16 protein-coding genes and 1 tRNA gene are annotated in these 18,629 nt (G+C 59.7%); 8 read left to right on the forward strand and 9 right to left on the reverse strand.

The genetic code is table 11. From position 1 onward, the window contains the following. Nucleotides 1-362: 362 nt before the first annotated feature. From DWV58_RS01850 to DWV58_RS01870, 4 genes are all read right to left on the reverse strand, one after another. A tRNA-Glu gene (locus DWV58_RS01850) sits at nt 363-439 on the reverse strand. 219 nt (nt 440-658) lie between these two features. Next, nucleotides 659-2,836 (reverse strand): MurT ligase domain-containing protein, encoded by a 2,178-nt coding sequence (locus tag DWV58_RS09990; protein WP_233540477.1) that lies wholly within the window; start codon nt 2,834-2,836, stop codon nt 659-661. A 45-nt stretch (nt 2,837-2,881) separates the two neighbouring features. Further along, entirely contained in the window at nt 2,882-3,925 is a 1,044-nt protein-coding gene (locus DWV58_RS01865; RefSeq protein ID WP_117775983.1) for a hypothetical protein, read from the reverse strand. Beyond that, nucleotides 3,925-5,001 (reverse strand): hypothetical protein, encoded by a 1,077-nt coding sequence (locus tag DWV58_RS01870; RefSeq protein WP_089572774.1) that lies wholly within the window; start codon nt 4,999-5,001, stop codon nt 3,925-3,927. Before DWV58_RS01870 ends, DWV58_RS01865 begins: the two co-directional genes overlap by 1 nt. 500 nt (nt 5,002-5,501) lie before the next feature. On the opposite strand from DWV58_RS01870, the gene DWV58_RS01875 reads away from it, so the two are divergent. The 6 genes from DWV58_RS01875 (at nt 5,502) to DWV58_RS01900 (ending at nt 12,115) form a co-directional block, all read left to right on the forward strand. Further along, complete coding sequence (locus DWV58_RS01875; protein ID WP_055251037.1) at nt 5,502-6,725, forward strand: iron-containing alcohol dehydrogenase; 1,224 nt, start codon at nt 5,502-5,504, stop codon at nt 6,723-6,725. Between the two features lie 83 nt (nt 6,726-6,808). Then, nucleotides 6,809-7,909: a glycerol dehydrogenase gene (locus DWV58_RS01880; protein ID WP_117563611.1), complete on the forward strand. Its 1,101-nt coding sequence runs from the start codon at nt 6,809-6,811 to the stop codon at nt 7,907-7,909. 147 nt (nt 7,910-8,056) lie between these two features. Further along, the gene (locus DWV58_RS01885; protein WP_117775984.1) at nt 8,057-9,124 is read left to right on the forward strand and encodes a glycerol dehydrogenase; all 1,068 of its coding nucleotides are present in this window, start codon (nt 8,057-8,059) and stop codon (nt 9,122-9,124) included. Between the two features lie 151 nt (nt 9,125-9,275). After that, on the forward strand, nt 9,276-10,529 hold the full coding sequence (locus tag DWV58_RS01890; protein WP_117775985.1) for a 4Fe-4S binding protein: 1,254 nt from the start codon (nt 9,276-9,278) through the stop codon (nt 10,527-10,529). A 114-nt stretch (nt 10,530-10,643) separates the two neighbouring features. Next, nucleotides 10,644-11,720: a redox-regulated ATPase YchF gene (ychF, locus tag DWV58_RS01895; RefSeq protein WP_035136922.1), complete on the forward strand. Its 1,077-nt coding sequence runs from the start codon at nt 10,644-10,646 to the stop codon at nt 11,718-11,720. Between the two features lie 11 nt (nt 11,721-11,731). Continuing rightward, nucleotides 11,732-12,115: a DUF1648 domain-containing protein gene (locus DWV58_RS01900; protein WP_117775986.1), complete on the forward strand. Its 384-nt coding sequence runs from the start codon at nt 11,732-11,734 to the stop codon at nt 12,113-12,115. A gap of 9 nt (nt 12,116-12,124) precedes the next feature. Here DWV58_RS01900 and DWV58_RS01905 read toward each other — a convergent pair whose 3' ends face one another. Next, the gene (locus DWV58_RS01905) at nt 12,125-12,514 is read right to left on the reverse strand and encodes a hypothetical protein (RefSeq protein WP_117775987.1); all 390 of its coding nucleotides are present in this window, start codon (nt 12,512-12,514) and stop codon (nt 12,125-12,127) included. 76 nt (nt 12,515-12,590) lie between these two features. On the opposite strand from DWV58_RS01905, the gene DWV58_RS01910 reads away from it, so the two are divergent. Next, entirely contained in the window at nt 12,591-12,809 is a 219-nt protein-coding gene (locus tag DWV58_RS01910; protein WP_117775988.1) for a helix-turn-helix domain-containing protein, read from the forward strand. A 22-nt stretch (nt 12,810-12,831) separates the two neighbouring features. Here the strand turns inward: DWV58_RS01910 and DWV58_RS01915 are convergent, their stop codons facing one another. Next, nucleotides 12,832-13,845: an asparaginase gene (locus DWV58_RS01915; RefSeq protein WP_117775989.1), complete on the reverse strand. Its 1,014-nt coding sequence runs from the start codon at nt 13,843-13,845 to the stop codon at nt 12,832-12,834. A 268-nt stretch (nt 13,846-14,113) separates the two neighbouring features. Here DWV58_RS01915 and guaA point away from each other — a divergent pair, with 268 nt between their 5' ends. Continuing rightward, entirely contained in the window at nt 14,114-15,712 is a 1,599-nt protein-coding gene (gene guaA / locus DWV58_RS01920; RefSeq protein WP_117775990.1) for a glutamine-hydrolyzing GMP synthase, read from the forward strand. A gap of 154 nt (nt 15,713-15,866) precedes the next feature. On the opposite strand, the gene DWV58_RS01925 is transcribed toward guaA, so the two are convergent. The 3 genes from DWV58_RS01925 to DWV58_RS01935 form a co-directional block, all read right to left on the reverse strand. Next, entirely contained in the window at nt 15,867-16,697 is an 831-nt protein-coding gene (locus tag DWV58_RS01925; RefSeq protein WP_117775991.1) for a class I SAM-dependent methyltransferase, read from the reverse strand. 114 nt (nt 16,698-16,811) lie between these two features. Continuing rightward, nucleotides 16,812-17,417: a class I SAM-dependent methyltransferase gene (locus tag DWV58_RS01930; RefSeq protein ID WP_117775992.1), complete on the reverse strand. Its 606-nt coding sequence runs from the start codon at nt 17,415-17,417 to the stop codon at nt 16,812-16,814. Further along, on the reverse strand, nt 17,404-18,033 hold the full coding sequence (locus tag DWV58_RS01935; RefSeq protein WP_117775993.1) for a class I SAM-dependent methyltransferase: 630 nt from the start codon (nt 18,031-18,033) through the stop codon (nt 17,404-17,406). The genes DWV58_RS01930 and DWV58_RS01935 overlap by 14 nt, the downstream gene beginning before the upstream one ends. Nucleotides 18,034-18,629 lie beyond the last annotated feature (596 nt).

Here is an 18,629-nt window from a genome sequence, read left to right on the forward strand (position 1 = left end):
CCGTTTTGCAACTGAATCGCCCACGCAATAAGGGGCCGTGGACAAAAAACGTCAAATATGAGTACCGTCACTAAACTAGTTCCATATCAAAATGGCAGTTTTTGCCGAGTTAGACCACATATGTCCAGGTATATAGCTGAGGTCGGGCCCAATCTGAGCACTAGGTCGTTGATTTGACATCTGATTCGCCATCTAAAAGGCCGAATTCGCTGTTACTAAATCGGTAACAGTACTCATATTTGCCATTTTTTGCCCACAGGCCTTGCGATGGTGCCGGGATCCGCACCCTGTCGGGTTCGAATCCCGGCGTATGGGTAGCAAAAAGCCCGCTACCGAATTGGTAACGGGCTTCTTAGATTCTGTGGTGCCCCCAGCGGGATTCGAACCCGCGATATCCACCTTGAAAGGGTGGCGTCCTTGGCCGCTAGACGATGGGGACAGCGGGAAAGAGTATAGCAGACTTTTTTGCCGGCGCGTATATCGTTGGCAAACTGGAAAACCACCACACAGGAGCCGACTTTCTATCCCGATCTTCAAACATCTCATTCTGTAACAGTAAGACGACTTTTAACGGTCTAGATGTTACAGATTGAGACAAACCGCTGGGACGGGTCAAAACCACCACAAAGGTGTCTATCCCTTTGTGGCGGTTGGGGCGTTAGGGGAGGAGCTTCATGGCGGCGTCGTGGGCGGCGTGCTCGTAGGTGTCGTCGAGGGGCTTGAGCGGCAGCAGGGCTGTGGCTTGCGCGTCGTCGCGCCGCTCGAGGGCGTGCGCGATCAGCCAGTCGGCGAGCTCGGGGTTCTTGGGCAGTGCCGGTCCGTGCAGGTACGTGCCGATGACGCCCTTGCAGATGAGGCCCTCAAGGCCATCATCGCCGTTGTTGCCGGTGCCCGTGACGACGGACGTTCCGAGCGGCGTGGCATCGGCGTCCAAAAGCGTGCGGCCGCCATGGTTCTCGAATCCCACAAAGGGCTCAGGTGCCAGGTCGGTTTTGACGGCTACGCTGCCGATCAGGCGGTCGGAGCCGCGTACGGTTTCGGCGGCAATGACCCCCAGACCTTCGATGCGATCCTCGCCCATATAGTACGAACGGCCGAGCAGCTGATAGCTGCCACAGATGGCAAGCAGCGAGCCGCCATCCTCAACATAGGCCGCGACCTTGTCTTTTTGGGCGAGCAGCTCGTGTGCCACGGCTAGCTGATCGCGGTCGGAGCCACCGCCCATCATGACGATGTCGGCGTCGGTCAGGTCGAGCACCTCGCCCATGTGGACCTCGTCCACGCGCACGGGAATGCCGCGCCAAGCGCAGCGGCGCTCGAGCGCGATAACGTTGCCGCCGTCGCCGTAGAGGTTAAGGGCATCGGGATACAGGTAGACGATGCGCAGCGGGCGCGAAAGCTCGACTGGCGCGATGTCGACAGGAAGAGCGCTGCCGTCGGCACGGGTTACGGCGCGCCCGGCAACAGCGTCGGAAGTGGCGCCCTTCAGTCCGTCGAGTTCTTTGACCAGCGGCGGGAAGGCCGTGTAGTTGGCGACGGCGTAGAAGGTGTCATCGGCGGCCTCGTCTGCCACGGCGCCAATTGCCTGCGCGACGTCCGAGATAATCGCGGCATCGATGCCGGCGTACTTGAGGCGCACCTGCATGTCGTGCGCGCGCGTGCCTCCGGCAAAGGCGACAAGACCCGGCGTGTCGGCGATGCGCTCAAAGTCGACGTCGTAGATCCACGATACATCGTGGCCGTCGGCATCGTTGTCGTTGAGGAAGAAAGCGCAGAGTCTGCCGCCTGCCGTCTTGATGGACTGGATTTGTCGATCGAAGCCCACGGGATTCTTGGCCAGGTTGGCCTCGACGGTGCGGCCGGCGATATCCCAGCGCCCCATACGACCACCGGCGGGCACATAGGCATCGAGCGTGGGCTGCAGGCGTGCGGTGTCCACGCCCAGCTCATGGGCGGCAAAGAAGGCGGCGGCAACGTTGTAGACCATGTACAGGCCGTTGTAGCGTGTGGCGATGTGTGCGGCGGCCGCGTCGGGCGCAGATCCAAAGACCAGGTCAAAGCCGTAGCCGTCGCAGCCGAGCTCCACGCCCGTCACGCGACGGACAAGCGCAGGGCGGGCCCAGCCGCACGAGGGGCAATGGTAGGCGCCGAGCTGGCCGTATTGCACGTAGTCATACTCCAGCGGCGCGTTGCACTGTGAGCAAAAACGTGAGTCGCTAATACGGTCGGACTCTGTGTTGGTGGCGCCGTCGATGCCAAAGGCAATACTCGCGTTGGGAACGCGCGCGGCAATCGAGGCGCACAGCGGATCGTCGGCGTTGTAGATGAGCGTCGTTGCCGGCGAAAGCTCCAACGCGTGGGCGATGACCTCCTGGGTGTGGTCGATCTCGCCGTAGCGGTCTAGCTGGTCGCGGAACAGGTTGAGCAGCACAAAGTACGTCGGCTTGAGCTTGGGCAGGACGCGCACGGTGTAGAGCTCATCGCATTCAAAAACGCCCACACGCTTGCCGCTGTCAGTGTGCTTAAGGCCACTGCGGGCCTCGAGCAGAGCGCCCACCACACCAGGCTCCATATTGTTGCCGGCACGGTTGCACACCACGGTAGCACCGCTGGCAGCAACGGCGTCGGCGATGAGGTTGGAGGTGGTGGTCTTGCCGTTGGTGCCGGTGATCACCACGCTGCGGTCGACCAGGCTCGCGAGGTCGCTTAGCAGCTCGGGGTCGATCTTCATGGCGATGCGGCCGGGGAGTACGCCGCCCTGGCGCTTAAGGACGGAGCGCAGCCCCCAGCGGGCGATATCGCTCGAGGCACAGGCGAGAGATGAGCGGAAGTTCATGAAGCCGTTCCTAACGTGAATGACATGGTCGTGGCGTTTGCGCCGTTAAAAGCCGTAACGGCGCGCAAATTCCTGGGCAAGCTGCGATACGTCTTCGCAAGCGTTGGCCCAGGGGGCAAAGTCGGGAGTGTCCGAGATAATGCCGTCGGCTTCCCAAACCGCCTGGTGCGAGAGGTCCCAGGGGTCGCGCGGCTCGGGTCGGCAGGGAAGATACGGCGTCTGGTACATGGGGTTCAGCAAGAAGAACGCGCCGCCCTCGCAACGGTTAGCGAACTCACGCAGCGCGCGCGTCGCCGGGCGCATCTTGTTTGTTTTGAACAGCAGAATCGTGCGGGCGAGCAGGTACCAAGGAGAGTTTTCGAGTGCGTCTGCCCCCATCTGTTCCTCGAGCTGATGCGCCAGGGCAAAAAAGCCGTCCTGGTCTTCCAGACGAGCGAGGGCAAGCAACACGGTGCCGGCGGCCCGGGTGGGATAGCCTTCTGCCTTAAGGACACGGCGGGCGTAGTTGGCGGCGGCGCGGTAGCGAGCGCTCGCCATGCACAGCTGCGAGATGGCCTCGAGCGTGTGGAGCCACCCGATAAGCGCCGGCTCGCTCACGGTAAGGTCTGCTGCGGTGACACCGTCGGCCAAAACTATATTGGCCCAGTAGTGCGGGGCCTCCATGTCGAACCCAGGAACGCTTTGCTGCAGGTAATCGGCCGTACTCGCCTCGAGCTTCATCAAGTCGCCCAGGCAGGCATCGACGGGCGTGTCGGCCAGGATGATGGCGAGCAACTGCGCGTCGACGGCCAGTGCATCGACGCGGACAATCTTGAGCAGCTCATCGCGCATATCGTCGAACAGGCGGTTGCGCGTCTGCTCAAACTCCTCGTCGCTGCCCATGTCCTCGATGCGATGGAGCTCGTCGAGCAAATGACGATGCACGCCGGCATAGGAAAGCAGCGCCTGCGCATGCTCGGTCTGCGCGTACTTTTGAGGGTTAACGCTCACGTCGTTATGGACAAGTTCGCGTGCTGCATCGGTGAGTTCGGGGTGCGACGCAACGTAGGCGCGCTCCAGGTAGGCGGGGATGTAGACGCTCGGATCCATTAGAGGTCTCCTCCCTTAAACGGCAGGCCCTGCTCGGCCGCCCGCAGGATGCGCTCGTCGATCTGGGAACGCACGATATCGTTGGTGGCGACCCAGGCGGCGAAGCTGGCGTTGTCGGGGGCGCCCAAGCCCTCCTGCAGTACCGGCGTCGCCTCGGACAGCGCAAGGACAAGCTCGTCGGTAGAGCCCACACCCACGTTGACGCGGGCATAGACGCCATCGGGAAACTCGGTTTGGAAGTAGAGTGCCTCGGCCGCGTGCGGGCACGAGCGTGCAAGGATGCGCAAGTAGTGCTCGGCACCCTCGTAGTCCAGCTCGCGCCAGGCTGCGCTCATCAGTGCGATGAGCGTCCACGGGTCCAAGTCGCGCTCCGCGTCCTTGGGACGACGACGCAGCGGCGTGTTGGCGAGATAGGGGACGGAGTGGGCGGAGCGAAATCTTTTGAGCTCCTCGGCGGGGTATTCGAGCTTTGCCATGGCGAGCATCGCGGTGTGGCGGACGCCGGCCGGATCGTTGGGGGCAAAGTCGAGGCTGCGGTTTGCAGCTTCGAGCGACATGCGATAGCGTCCGCTAATGAGGGCGCGCGATGCAAGGGCGGCAAGCCAGCGCAGGTAGGGGCGGCGCATAAGGTCGCCCGCGGCCTCGCGCTCATAGGGGTCCTGCGCCGAGGCGATCTTGAACGCCAGGTCATGCTCGACTTCATCGCGCTTGGATACCAGGTACTGTACGTATTCCTCGTTGGAGTCGGCGGTGAGGGCCGTCAGCATGCGCTGGGCATCCCAGTTGGTCGGATCGAGCGCGGCGGCCTCGCGAAGCATGTTCTCGGCAGCGGCCTCTTCCTGCTCGGCTTGGGCATCGTCGGGGATAAAGGGAATGCGGTAGTCGACAGCCTCGACCACCTTGGCAATCAGATGTCCGGCGCGGTCGCGATCATGCACGATGAGCGGCGCGGGGTTGCGGGTGAATTGTTCCATCAGACGCTCTACGGCGGTGCCGTCGGTGAGCGGGATATTGTCGCGGCGCAAGGCCTCAAGAACGAGGCGATGGCAATCCTCTTGAATGGGATCGAATGCCATGGGGCCTCCTTTGCTGCGGTTAGGGTTCAAATGTCTCTATATAAGGTTCTAGTTTACCCGCATGTGGCACACCGGGGGTGTCGCACTTGGACTTGCACCTTTGCACCACGAAGACGGATGTCGTACAAATGTCGGCACCTTGGACGACCGAGTGGTATCACGGTGCCGCAAACGGTCGATTTTCGGCGGCGAACGGTGCATATTTTGGAGGGGCACCGTCCTGCCCGGGATATGTGGTCAACCTTGATAAAACGTTTGCCCAGCTTGGGGGTATGGATGCTGCACAAGGGTCTTCAGGGATAGAAAAAACGTTTCATCATTGGTAACTTTGGATGAATAACTGACCAACCAGAACGGTAAAATAATGTTTGTCTGAGCGTTGAGACGTTTAGACATCGCGCATTGTCATCGCCGGCAACGCGCAAAACGGTCCTAACGGAGCCAATTGGGTGCTCCGTTATATACACAAGTCTAAGAGGGGCTTGTTTAGGAGGCACAGTATGGGACGTTTTACCAATCCTCGCGATCTGTACTTTGGTGAGGGCGCTCGCCACGAGGTGAAGAACCTCAAGGGCAAGAAGGCCATCATCGTTTCTGGCGGCAGCTCTATGCGCCGTGGCGGGTTCTTGCAGGACGTTGAGGCCGACCTTAAGGAAGGCGGTTTCGAGGTCAAGCTGTTCGAGGGCGTCGAGTCCGATCCGTCCATCGAGACGGTCATGAAGGGCGCCGAGGCCATGCGCGAGTTCGAGCCCGACTGGATTATCGCCATCGGCGGCGGCTCGCCCATCGATGCCGCTAAGGCCATGTGGGTCTTCTACGAGTATCCCGAGGAGTCCTTCGATAACATCATCCAGCCGTTCAGCTTCCCTGAGCTGCGTCAGAAGGCTCACTTCTGCGCCATCTCCTCTACCTCCGGTACCGCTACCGAGGTTACCGCCTTCTCCGTCATCACCGACTACGCCAAGGGCATCAAGTACCCGCTGGCCGACTTCAACATCACCCCTGATGTCGCCATCGTCGACCCCGAGCTCACCTACACCATGCCCGCCAAGCTGTGCGCTCACACCGGCATGGACGCTCTGACCCACTGCATGGAGGCCTACGTTTCCACCTTCGCCTCTATGTTCACCGATGCCAACGCCCTGCACGGCATCCGCGAGATTGTTGAGTGGCTGCCCAAGTCCTATGCTGGCGACCACGAGGCCCGTCAGCACATGCACGAGGCTCAGTGCATCGCCGGTATCGCCTTCTCCTCGGGCCTGCTCGGCATCGTTCACTCCATGGCTCACAAGACCGGTGCTGCCTTCGAGAACGGCCACATCATCCACGGTGCTGCTAACGCTATGTACCTGGGCAAGGTCATCCAGTGGAACTCCAAGGATCCCCGTGCTGCCGAGCGTTACGCTTACGTGGCCAAGGAGATCCTGCACCTTCCCGGCGAGACCAACGAGGAGCTTATCGCTGCGCTCGTCCAGAAGATCCGCGACCTCAACGACCAGCTCAACATTCCGCAGTCCATCAAGGATTACGCGAATGGTGGCGTGAAGGTCGACGCCGAGAACCCGCAGATGGTTTCCGAGGAGGAGTTCCTCGCCAAGCTCCCCGAGATCGCCGCGAACGCCGAGCAGGACGCCTGCACGCCCGAGAACCCGCGTGAGACCAAGGCTGCCGACTTCGAGAAGATTCTCAAGGCCTGCTACTACGACACCGACATCGATTTCTAATCGACTCTTGTTATCGTAACGAGGGGCTCCGCACGTATCTGTACGGAGCCCCTTTCTTTTTTCTTTTAGAGAATGGGATAGTTATGGCTGCAATTTTCAATAGCCCCAGCAAGTACATCCAGGGTCCGGACGAGCTCGCCAAGCTCGGCTCCTATGTCGAGCCGCTCGGCGCTAAGGCCCTCGTCATCGTGACGCCTTCGGGCAAGAAGCGCGTCGGTGCCAAGATCGAGGGCGGTTTTGCCGAGGCTAAGGCCGAGCTGCTGTTTGAGGACTTTAACGGCGAGTGCTCCAAGGGCGAGGTCGATCGCCTGGTTGCGCTCGCTCGCGACAACGGTTGCGACATCATCGTCGGCGTCGGTGGCGGCAAGATCCTCGACACCGCGAAGGCCGTCGCCTATTACCTGGAGTCCCCGGTTATCATTTGCCCCACCATTGCTTCGACCGATGCCCCGTGTTCGGCACTTTCGGTGCTCTACACCGACGATGGCCAGTTCGATAAATATCTCTTCCTTAAGGCAAACCCCAACATTGTCCTGATGGATACGACGGTTATCGCGGCGAGCCCGGTGCGCCTGACGGTTTCCGGTATGGGCGATGCGCTCGCAACCTACTTTGAGGCCCAGGCGACGCATGATGCCGACGGTGGCACCTGCGCTGGCGGCAAGGGCGGCATGGCCGGTCTGGCGCTCGCCAAGCTCTGCTACGAGACGCTTATGGCCGATGGCGTCAAGGCCAAGGTCGCGCTGGAGAAGGGTGCGCTCACGCCTGCAGTCGAGCATATCATCGAGGCCAACACGCTGCTTTCGGGCATTGGCTTTGAGAGCTCGGGCCTTGCTGCTGCTCATGCCATCCACAATGGCCTGACGATGCTGCCCGAGTGCCACGGCATGTATCACGGCGAGAAGGTCGCCTTTGGCACCATCGTTCAGCTGGTACTCGAGGATGCTCCGACTGAGAAACTCGAGGAAGTCTTGGGCTTCTGCATTGAGCTGGGCCTGCCGGTCACGATGAAGGAACTTGGCGTTGCCGAGCTTACGCGCGAGCAGGCCATGATTGTTGCCGAGGCCGCCTGCGCGCCCGATGACACCATGTGCAATATGCCATTTGAGGTGACGCCCGAGATGGTCGCAAACGCCATCCTGGGTGCCGACGCGCTGGGACACTACTATCTCATGGATGAGTAAATCAAGCTAAGGAAGGGGCAAAGCCAGCAGACGGCTTTGCCCCTTTTTGCTATGGTGCAAACTAACCTGACCCCATCGCACCGAGTTGGTGCAAAGGGGTCAGGTTACTTTGCACCAATCGTTGTTTGATGAAGGGCGGATTCTCGTATGGCGCTTCCTATGGTTTACGGCGGTCCCGGCCGGTATGTTCAGGGGCCGGGCGAACTTTCGCGTCAGGGCAGGTATTTGTCATGGTTGGGCTGCGCTGCCTATGTCTTGTTTGACCAGGGCACCGAGGATCGGCTGTGCAGGCAAATCGTCGATGGATTTCTGGATGAAGATCTAAGCGAGCCGTTCTTTAAGATTTACAACGGTCCGTGTACGGAAGATGCCGTTGTCGAAATGGCCAAGGAAGCCCAGGCCGAGTATTGCGACATGGTGGTGGGCATTGGCGGCGGCAAGATGCTCGATATCGCAAAGGCCGTTGCGTTTTATGCTGAGCTGCCGTTGTGTGTATGCCCCACGGCGGCTTCGATGGACGGTCCGTGCAGCGCGATTTCGGTGCTGTATCACGAGGATGGGTCGTTCGATCGCTATCTGATGCTCGAGAAGAATCCGGACCTGGTCGTGGTCGATACCAACGTGGTCGCGGCGGCCCCACTGCGCATGACGGTCGCCGGTATGGGCGACGCGCTGGCAACGTACTTTGAGGCGCGTTCGTGCGCCGCGGCGCGCGGCGCGAACGAGCACGGTGGCGCGCCGGGGCACTTGGCACTGGTCGCGGCACGTGCCTGCTACGATACGCTTATGGAATGCGGCGTCGCTGCCAAGCGCGATCTCAAAAAGGGGCGTACATCGCCGGCGGTTGAGCGCCTGATCGAGTGCAACATCCTGCTTTCGGGCGTTGGCTTTGAGAGCGGTGGCTTGGCGTTGGCGCATGCCATCGCCAACGGTCTGACGATTCTGCCCGAGTGCAAGGCCATGCACGGCGAGGCCGTGGCGTTTGGTCTGGTGGTCCAGCTTCGTCTGGAGCGTGCGCCCGAGCTTGAACAGGTGCTCGAGTTTTCTCAGCGCGTCGGTCTGCCGACGACGCTCGAGGAGCTGGGCCTTGGCGAGATTTCCGATGCCGACCTGATGAGCGTTGCGGATGCGGCCTTTAGAAACGAACGCAATATGGCCAACGAGCAGGCCAAGGTGACCAAGCAAAAGCTCGTCGAGCTCATGCGCGAGGCATAGTTTGGCGCTTGATCGACCTTGTGCAATCGGGGCGGCGATAGGCCATAGGCTATTTGCCGCAAAGGTGCTCCGCGTGTAATTTGCCCGAGGCACGGGCCGATAGCGTATCATTATCTCTTGCTTGTTTGCACTGCTCAGGGAGGGGCCGCGCATGGCGCAGGAACACGATCTATTTGATGACATTATCGAGATCAGCAAGGGTTTCGACTTTCTTAAAAACCCGCTTGGCGGCGTGACCGATGCGCTCGATCCGTCGGCGCCGCAGTGGAATCCTGCCGACTACAAGGAGCGTCCGCGTGGCAACACCATTCCGTGTCTGACCTGCAAAAACGAAAAGAGCGGCTGCACCGCGTGCATGGACGTGTGCCCGGTCAACGCTATCGAGGTCGAGGAAGACGCCATCGAGATCCTCGACTCCTGTCGCAAGTGCGGCCTGTGCGCCGCTGCCTGTCCGACCGAGGCGATCATCTCGCCGCGCTTGGCGCCCAAAAACCTGTATGACGACATCGTCTCTGCTGCTACGAGCCACGAGACCGCCTACGTCACCTGCACGCGCGCCCTTAAGCGCATGCCGCGCGAAAACGAGGTCGTCGTCGCCTGCGTGGGCGATATTACGGCCGAGACCTGGTTCTCGGTGCTGGCGGACTATCCCAACGTGAGCGTGTACCTGCCGTTGGGCGTGTGCGATAAGTGCCGCAACACCGGTGGCGAGGATATTCTGGGCGAGGCCATCGCCACCGCCGAGGAGTGGGCCGGTACGGGCATGGGCCTGGAGGTCGACCCCAAGAGCCTCAAATGTCATAAGCGCCGCGAGTACGAGCGCAAGGAGTACATGGAAAAGATCGCCCGCACCACGGGCCTAACCGTGACTAAACTCAACCCGGCGACTGCGGCACTGGCCTCGGTGACGCAGAAGCTCAAAGCCCATCGCCATCAGATTACTCAGTTGGAGCGTACGCTCAACACCATGTGCGGCACCACGACGGCCAAACGTCGCCGCACGCTTACGCACGGGCGCCAGCTGGTACTCTCGACGCTGCAAAACCACCCCGAGCTTGCCCAGAACATGCAGGTGAGCACGCCGGAGTGCGATTTTGACAAGTGCACGTCGTGCGGCGAGTGCGTCAATGTGTGTCCCACGTTCGCCTGCGATTTGGTGGGAAGCGGCCGCTTTGCGTTGGAGTCCACGTATTGTTTGGGCTGCGGTGCCTGCGTCAAGGTGTGCCCCGAGCATGCACTCAAGTTAGTTAAGCATGACGCGTCCAATCTGGTCGTCGTCGATCCCGAAGCCGAGGAAAAGGCCGCCCAGAAGGCCAAGGCCCACGAAGAAGCTGAGAAGGTCAAGGCCGAGGCAAAGGCCAAGCTTGACAAGATGCTCGACCAGGTGGAAAAGCTCGCGGACTAGTCAGCGACCCCTATCTCTGCTTCATTCGTGCCGCCGTGGCGTCCGGGTTAGCCCAGATGCTGCGGCGGCGCTATACTTATGCAGTTTGAAATGCTTGTACCAAAAGGAGCTGTCGTGTCCCTTTCCATCGGTATCGTGGGCCTGCCCAACGTGGGCAAGTCGACGCTGTTCACCGCGCTTACCAAAAAGACCGGCCTTGCCGCCAACTATCCGTTCGCCACGATCGACCCCAACGTGGGTATCGTCGACGTGCCCGATAGCCGCCTGCAAAAGCTCGCCGACATCGTTAACCCGGGTCGCATCGTGCCGGCGACGGTCGAGTTCGTCGACATCGCAGGTTTGGTGAAGGGCGCCAACGAGGGCGAGGGCTTGGGCAACCAGTTCCTGGCCAACATTCGCGAGACCGACGCCATCTGCGAGGTCGTGCGCTACTTTAAGGACCCCAACGTCATGCGCGAGGTGGGCCGTACGGGCGAGTTCGTCGATCCCGCCGGCGATGCCGACACCATCATGACCGAGCTCATCCTGGCCGACATGGGTACGCTCGAGAAGCAGCTGCCCAAGCTCGAGAAGGAGGCCAAGCGCGACAAGGAGCTCATGCCCAAGTTCGAGGTCGCCAAGCGTCTGCTTGCCTGGCTCAACGAGGGCAAGCGCGCTGCGTCTATGGAGATGACCGACGAGGAGCGCGCCGCTGCCAAGGGCCTGTTCCTGCTCACTATGAAGCCCATCCTGTATGTGGCCAACGTGGACGAGGATATGCTCAACGACGATCTGGCGCCCATCGATGGTGTTAAGCCGCTGCCCATCTGCGCCAAGATCGAGGCCGAGCTTTCCGAGCTCGATCCCGAGGACGCCGCCGACTACCTGGAGAGCTTGGGCTTGGAGCAGCCCGGCCTGGACGTGCTCGCACAGGCGGCCTATAAGCTGCTTGGCCTGCAGTCGTTCTTTACGGCCGGCGAGATGGAGGTCAAGGCCTGGACGGTTCGTCAGGGCGCGACCGCCCCGCAGGCCGCCGGCGTTATCCACACCGACTTTGAGCGCGGCTTTATTAAGGCCGAGGTCATTGGCTATGACGACTACATCGAGCTCGGCGGTGAGCAGGGCGCCAAGGCCGCCGGCAAGCTGCGTATTGAGGGCAAGGACTATGTCATGGCCGATGGCGACGTCGTGCACTTCCGCTTTAACGTGTAAGGACGACGCACATGTTTAAATATGGCAAAAAAGCCGGCTACATGGGTATCGCGCTGCTCGTACTTGCGGTGCTTCCGCTGGTGGTAGCGGCGTTTGTGATCCCCAACATTGGTCCCGAGGTGGCAACGAAGTTTAATGCAGCCGGCGAGGTGACGCGCTGGGGCAAGAGCTACGAGTTGCTGGCACTGCCGGTGCTCAACCTGCTGCTGAGCGTGGCGACGTACTTTACGGCAGGACGCCAGGCTAAAAACAATGATGACTCCGCCGCCATGGCGCGCATCGTGTGCGAGCGCTACCTGCGTAATGGTTGCATCACGGGTGTGTTCCTCAACGTGGTCAACGTTTACTTTATGTACTCGGCGATTACCGGAACGGGCTTTGGCTTTGGTTTCTAGCCTGTCCTTTTAGGCAACGAGCCTGCACGCATATTCAAGGGCTGCTGCGAGGCCGCCGCTCGATTGTGGTTTAAAGACCATGTCGGCGGCGGCCTCGTTTTCGTATCCGGCGCCGCGAAGGGCGAGTGCGATACCGGCTTCCAGGAGAAGGGGCAGACCACGTTGGCTAGTTGCGATTACGGCAGCCTGATTGAGCGAGCAGCTGTGCGCTTGGCATTGGATGGCAAGTTCACCTTGTGCCGGGCAAGGGACCAGAACGGCGGCGACGCGACTTGATAGCAATGCAAATGCTGTGCGCTCATCGGGCGAAAGGCATTCGGCTTCAACGACGACGAGCTTGGGCGGTGCGCTGTTTGTGCGAAGCATGGCTCGGTACATGCGGACCGAAGAACCCGACATAGAAAACTCCTGTGTATTCGTTTAAACGTAAACTATAGTTTACGTTTTTGTTCAGCTCCATTTCAAACTCGGCTGCATGGACGAACGTGCGAAACAGATTCTTGGCAAGCGAGTCGAGCAGACGCGCAGGGACCTTGGTATCTCCAAGGTCGATTTTTGTGTGGCAGCAGGAATCAGCCGCCCCTATCTCAACAGAATCGAAGATGGAACGGCAAATTTCACGCTCAAGGTTCTATTTAAGATCGCGCCCGCACTCGGCATGACGGTGTCAGAGCTTCTCGAGGGTATCGAATAGGGGATACCCGTCGACAACTGAATTACGCCATCGGGACGCGGTCGTGGTTGACTTGGCTGTAGAACAGGCGCTGAATCTCGGCGGCATCGCGTGACTGGCCGAGTGCCCACATAGTCTTGGCCACGAGCGTCTCGGTGGTCATGTCATCGCCGCGCAGAATGCCCGGATGGTCGGCGTAAGCACGGCCGACCTCGTAAACACCCAGGTCAAGGCCCTCTTCGGGGACTTGCGTGGTCATAACGACGGTGCGGCCCGAATCGACCCAGCGGAAAATTGCCTCTTGGAACGACTCGCCGGACTCGCCAAACTCGGGGATGCCGCCAATGCCAAAGGTCTCCAGGATTACAGCATCGTAGCTGTCGGCAAGGGCGTCCAGGATACCCGGGTTTACGCCGGGCGTAAGCTTGAGTACAAATACGCGCGGGTCAATGCTGCCGTAGAAACGCACCGGGTTTTCGTCTTGATGCGTGCCGTGAAGCCCGTTGCGCACGATGCGGTCGTTGCGGATATAGGCGATGGGCGGATAGTTGACACTAATGAACGCGTTAAAGCTCATGGTGCGCTGCTTGCGGGCGCGCGTGCCGGCAATGGCGACGCCGCCAAACACGATCGAGACGTCGTGCGAATGCTCGTCGAGCGCATAGAGCAGGCTCTGGTACAGGTTGAGCTTGGCATCGGTAAAGGGATTGCCCATGGGCTTTTGCGAGCCGGTGAGCACGATGGGCTTAGGGCTGTCCTGGATCAAGTAGGAGAGCGCCGCGGCCGTGTAGCTCATGGTGTCGGTGCCGTGCAGAATCACGAAGCCGTCGTGGTCGGCATAACCCTCGACGATGACGTCGCGGATACGCATCCAGTCGCTGGGACGCATATTGGTGCTGTCGATGTTCATGGGCTGCACGACGTCGAGCTCGCAGAGCCCCGAGATCTCGGGGACGCTCTGGGCGAGCTCCTCACCGGTCAGGGCGGGGGAGAGGCCATTGCCGTCCTCGGTTGATGCGATGGTGCCGCCCGTGGCGATGAGAAGGATGCGCTTCATGCTGGTATTCCTATCGTATTTGCCGCCGCAAAGGCGGAGTCGTTCGGCAGTATTGTGGCACAGGGCGTCCAATGTTCAAACGTAATACATCATCTGTAACGTTTAGTAATACTTCAATTGCCGTCAAATAGGGGTGCAGGTCGTGCGTTTGCCGTGCGCTGATGGCTGCGAGGGACGAGAAACCCCATATAACGTGTACACTATGAAAGCTATTTTCGTTCATTCGCGCGGGCGGGCACCGGCTCCCCGCCAACAAGAGGGGGAAACCATGGATCAAAATGCTTCCGCAAAGGTCCTCGTACTCGACTTTGGTGCGCAGTACGGTCAGCTCATTGCCCGTCGCGTCCGCGACCTCAACGTGTATTCCGAGATCGTTCCCTGCGACATCTCGGCCGATGAGATTCGCGAGATGAACGCCTCTGCGCTCATCCTTTCTGGCGGCCCGGCCTCCGTGTACGCCGAGGACGCTCCGTCCATCGATCCTGCCATCTTTGACCTGGGCCTTCCCGTCCTGGGCTTCTGCTACGGCCATCAGATCACGGCCGTGACGCTCGGCGGCAAGGTCGGGCACTCCGAGGTGGGCGAGTACGGCCGCGCCACTATTACGCGCACTGCCGGCGCCAAGCTCTTTAACTCCACGCCCATGGAGCAGACCGTGTGGATGAGCCATCGCGACGCCGTTTCCGAGGTGCCCGAGGGCTTTACCGTTACCGCCAGCACCGACGTGTGCCCGGTTGCCGCCATGGAGTGCGTCGAGCGCAAGATCTTCACCACGCAGTTCCACCCCGAGGTCAAGCACTCCGAGTACGGTCAGCAGCTGCTGAGCAACTTCCTGTTTGAGATCTGCGGCCTGGAGCCCAACTGGAGCATGGACAACCTGGTCGAGACCATGACGGCCGAGTTTCGCGAGAAGGTCGGCGACGACCGCGTGATTCTGGCCCTGTCCGGTGGCGTCGACTCCTCCGTCGTGGCTGCGCTGGGCGCTCGCGCCGTGGGCAAGCAGATGACCTGCGTGTTCATCAACCACGGTCTGCTGCGCAAGGGTGAGCCCGAGCAGGTGGAGGAGGTCTTCACCAAGCAGTTTGACGTCGACTTTATCCACGTCCACGCCGAGGACCGTTATGCCGAGCTTCTGGCCGGCGTGACCGAGCCCGAGGAGAAGCGCCGCATCATCGGCACGCAGTTCTGGAAAGAGTTCTTCGCCGTGGCGCAGCAGCTCGAGACCGATGGCAGGCCGGTCAAGTACCTGGCTCAGGGCACCATCTACCCCGACATCATCGAGTCCGGCGCTCGCAAGACGGGCGGTAAGACGGCCACCATCAAGAGCCATCACAACCTGATCCCGTTCCCCGAGGGCGTGCACTTCGACCTTATCGAGCCGCTCGACCACTTCTTTAAGGACGAGGTCCGTGCACTTGGTCTGGCGCTGGGCCTGCCGGGCCACATCGTGTTCCGTCAGCCCTTCCCGGGCCCGGGCCTGGCCATCCGCATCATCGGTGCGGTCGACAAGGAGAAGCTCGAGATCCTCAAGAATGCCGACGCCATCGTGCGCGAGGAGCTCGACGCCTATAACCAGCGTCTGTTTGAGCAGACCGGCGAGCGCAACTCCGAGCACAGCTGCTGGCAGTATTTTGCGGTCCTGCCCGACATCAAGTCCGTTGGCGTTATGGGCGACGAGCGCACCTATCAGCGCCCGATCATCTTGCGCGCCGTGGAGTCCAGCGACGCCATGACCGCCGACTGGGCCAAGCTGCCCTACGACGTCCTGGCCCGCATCTCCGGCCGCATCGTTGCCGAGGTCCCTGGCGCCAACCGCGTATGCTACGACATTACGTCCAAGCCGCCCGCGACCATCGAGTGGGAATAGAACAGGCGTTCGATAAAATAATATAGTATTAGATAGCGGGCACGGTTTCAATCGAATCCGTGTCCGCTGCTGTATGTGTGTCCTTGCACGCCCAATATGTGCCGTAAAAGCCGTCTTCTTCAACGTCAAAGTGAATGGGCTTCATTTTTGCCTTTTAAAATCTAATTTTCACGATTTGCATTTTCATCCCGTTGTCACCGACCCTTGCGAGAAACCGGAAAAAGCCGCTGACAGAAGGGTCTCTCAAATCGTTGTAACCCAGCATATAGCCGCGACTTGTGACCTGTAGACGGCTGTTCCACGTGCCGATTTCCTTGGCGGCATCCGAAACCGCAAAATATGCCCCCACATCCTTGATTTTTGCAGTCTTAAGCCATGTTTTTGCGATCATCTTTACTGCCGTCCGATTGGCAGCATCAAAGACCAGCACACAGCCGGGGAAAGCGTCCGCCATCCCCCGCACCAGTTTCCGGACCTGCTGGGTCAGAAAGCAATAGAACACTCCGGAGGCGAAGAACACCGCCCCGCCGGAGGCATCGATTTTGCCAAACCATGCGGTGTCTTTCAGGTCGCAGGGGATATTTTGTTCTCGATCCCCGGCGGGCAGCAGCTGCTGCCGCAAGGCAATCACATCCGGGAAGTCCAGATTGTAGATCTTGCATCTACCGTTGTCGCAGGTTCTGCCGGTGTTGTCCAGCCCGCAGCCCAGATTGACCACCGCCGCATTGGGGTGGTCTTTCAGGTAATCCCGCACCTCGAAAGCAAGATCACCCTGCCGCATGGCCACCTCCAGCGCACCAAAGCGCTGCATCAGGCTGCGGGAGTTTTTCTCTGCCTCTGAAAAGTCGTAGTCGATCTGGCCGAGCAGACGAACCGCTGTTTCATCCTTGTAAAGGTTCGGGTACAGCTCCGTACACAGCTTCCGGGAATACAGCGGGAGGATCAGCGTCTCCTGCACGGTGTTTTTCTCAATTTTACATTTCATAGGTTTCTTCCTCAGTGAATAAAAACTGTCATAATTGCCGCCAGCACAGCCGCTATGACCGGCATGCCTAACTCATGTGCAGGATGGATGCAAAAATGCCCGTGCTTGATGCCCTTACTTCCGCGCCGTGATGCAGAGCCACTTTTTCTTTTTGCGTATCTGCACCTCATGAAAACCCGCCTGCTCCAGATACGCCTTTAATTCAATGTCCTTGTAGATGGTCATGCCGCCGATGATCTGCGTCCACCTCTCGTCCTTGTCCGTATCGCCATTGCTCTCGTTGCAGATAAGAATTGTCCCGCCTGGCTTCAGCGTCCGCCAGACCTCGCGGAAGCATCGGGGCAAATCAGGCCAAAAATAGACGGTCTCAAAGGCCGTGGCGGCATCGAAGTAGCTATCCTCAAACACCATATCCGCCACACTGCCTTGCAGAACGGCGCAACGCCCCTCCTGAATTGCAATTCGGTTGAGCTTTCTAGTCTTCTCCACGCTGACGGGCGAATAGTCGACGCCCTTGACGACGCCATGCGGGCATTTTTTCAGCAGCCGTTTTATGTTCGCCCCACCGCCGCAGCCGCAATCCAGCACCTTGGCATTTGGCGCAAGTCGTAGAAATCGAAGTCCCCACCGCGCCACAGGGCTGTGGCCCAGGTTCATCATGGCAACCATAAGTTTTCCGCCGAGGCCCACGGGCTTGCGGGTGTTTTCAAAGAACGACATCTGGCCCCTCCGATTTCGTGCATTCCGCATAAGTCAACGGGAACGAGGCCTTCAGCACCGCGCTTTTCTGCACCGCCCAGCCGTTTTGACGCAGGAAACGTAGGTATTCCTCGCTTGTCCACCTGCTGTGGAGGGGGAATCCCGCCATACTCATGAAAAAGGCTTTTGCCTTGCCGGAAACCGAGTTCCCCGCGTGGGTGAAAGTTGGAGCGATGAGCACGCCGTCGTCCTTCAGCACCCGCCTGATTTCTTGCAGGGCCTTTTCCGGATGCGGCACTATGTGAAGCGCGTTGGACACGACCACCACTTCGAAGGACTTCTGTGCATAGGGCAGGCGGAACATATCTTGTACGGAAAAGTGCAGCTTTGCGGATTGATTGTCCCGCTTTGCTTCAAGGATCATCTTTGCAGAGGCGTCCGTAGCCTCGATGTGCGCCGCCGCATTCACGATGCTCTTTGCGATAAGCCCCGTGCCGGTGGCGACCTCCAGTACGGTTTTTGCTTTCACTACCGGCCGGATCAGCCCATACATCTTCTCATACGCCGCCCGGTCGTTTCGCATAAAACGGTCATACCGACCGGCGTTCTTGTCCCAGAAACCCTTGCGTTCATGCATGGCTGTCGCCCCCAAACAGTTAGAGCCATCTAACTATAACACACGAATCATGAAGTAAGATAAGGCTAACCTTATTTTCTTGGCTAAGACGCATCTCTTCGGTTTTCGCTTATAACGGCGCGAGTCAGATACTAGGCTGAAGCTGAAGAAGGAGCTTGGCGGACAGGTAGGTCGATACCGGTTCCCGGAACGGTGATCCAGCCAATTACACCAGGGCCCTAGTCATCGAGTGGGAATAGATAATTCCTTAGTTATGGGGGTATAAAATTGATTCCCTTTAGGATAAACCCCCATGACTATATGAATTGACCTGCTGACTTCAATGAAGATTGGAGGGTAACGGCCAGGGGTGACGGCCCAGCGAGCGCTATTTTGCGAGCTATGCGCATTGAAAGCGACCTCTCGTGGTATAAACTGCTTGCCGGAAGCCGCGGCTTTCAGAGTACGGCTTACGTGTACGTTTAACCTCCGTGGGCGACGGGGTGCCGCAAGGCGTAGAATATCGCCCACCTGTAGGGGCCCGCAGCGATGCGGGCCCCGCTTCGTATGAAGGGGGCGTAACCGATGAAGATTGTATCCACCCCCAGGACTTCTTC

The sequence above is a fragment of the Collinsella sp. AF11-11 genome, from assembly GCF_003465485.1.
Taxonomy (GTDB): Bacteria; Actinomycetota; Coriobacteriia; order Coriobacteriales; family Coriobacteriaceae; genus Collinsella.

What these genes read in the sequence shown, in the direction of transcription:
- DWV58_RS09990 (WP_233540477.1), bottom strand. Translation starts at nt 2,836, where the DNA reads ATGAACTTCCGCTCATCTCTCGCCTGTGCCTCGAGCGATATCGCCCGC.
- DWV58_RS01865 (WP_117775983.1), bottom strand. Translation starts at nt 3,925, where the DNA reads ATGGATCCGAGCGTCTACATCCCCGCCTACCTGGAGCGCGCCTACGTT.
- DWV58_RS01870 (WP_089572774.1), bottom strand. Translation starts at nt 5,001, where the DNA reads ATGGCATTCGATCCCATTCAAGAGGATTGCCATCGCCTCGTTCTTGAG.
- DWV58_RS01875 (WP_055251037.1), top strand. Translation starts at nt 5,502, where the DNA reads ATGGGACGTTTTACCAATCCTCGCGATCTGTACTTTGGTGAGGGCGCT.
- DWV58_RS01880 (WP_117563611.1), top strand. Translation starts at nt 6,809, where the DNA reads ATGGCTGCAATTTTCAATAGCCCCAGCAAGTACATCCAGGGTCCGGAC.
- DWV58_RS01885 (WP_117775984.1), top strand. Translation starts at nt 8,057, where the DNA reads ATGGCGCTTCCTATGGTTTACGGCGGTCCCGGCCGGTATGTTCAGGGG.
- DWV58_RS01890 (WP_117775985.1), top strand. Translation starts at nt 9,276, where the DNA reads ATGGCGCAGGAACACGATCTATTTGATGACATTATCGAGATCAGCAAG.
- DWV58_RS01900 (WP_117775986.1), top strand. Translation starts at nt 11,732, where the DNA reads ATGTTTAAATATGGCAAAAAAGCCGGCTACATGGGTATCGCGCTGCTC.
- DWV58_RS01905 (WP_117775987.1), bottom strand. Translation starts at nt 12,514, where the DNA reads ATGTCGGGTTCTTCGGTCCGCATGTACCGAGCCATGCTTCGCACAAAC.
- DWV58_RS01910 (WP_117775988.1), top strand. Translation starts at nt 12,591, where the DNA reads ATGGACGAACGTGCGAAACAGATTCTTGGCAAGCGAGTCGAGCAGACG.
- DWV58_RS01915 (WP_117775989.1), bottom strand. Translation starts at nt 13,845, where the DNA reads ATGAAGCGCATCCTTCTCATCGCCACGGGCGGCACCATCGCATCAACC.
- guaA (WP_117775990.1), top strand. Translation starts at nt 14,114, where the DNA reads ATGGATCAAAATGCTTCCGCAAAGGTCCTCGTACTCGACTTTGGTGCG.
- DWV58_RS01925 (WP_117775991.1), bottom strand. Translation starts at nt 16,697, where the DNA reads ATGAAATGTAAAATTGAGAAAAACACCGTGCAGGAGACGCTGATCCTC.
- DWV58_RS01930 (WP_117775992.1), bottom strand. Translation starts at nt 17,417, where the DNA reads ATGTCGTTCTTTGAAAACACCCGCAAGCCCGTGGGCCTCGGCGGAAAA.
- DWV58_RS01935 (WP_117775993.1), bottom strand. Translation starts at nt 18,033, where the DNA reads ATGCATGAACGCAAGGGTTTCTGGGACAAGAACGCCGGTCGGTATGAC.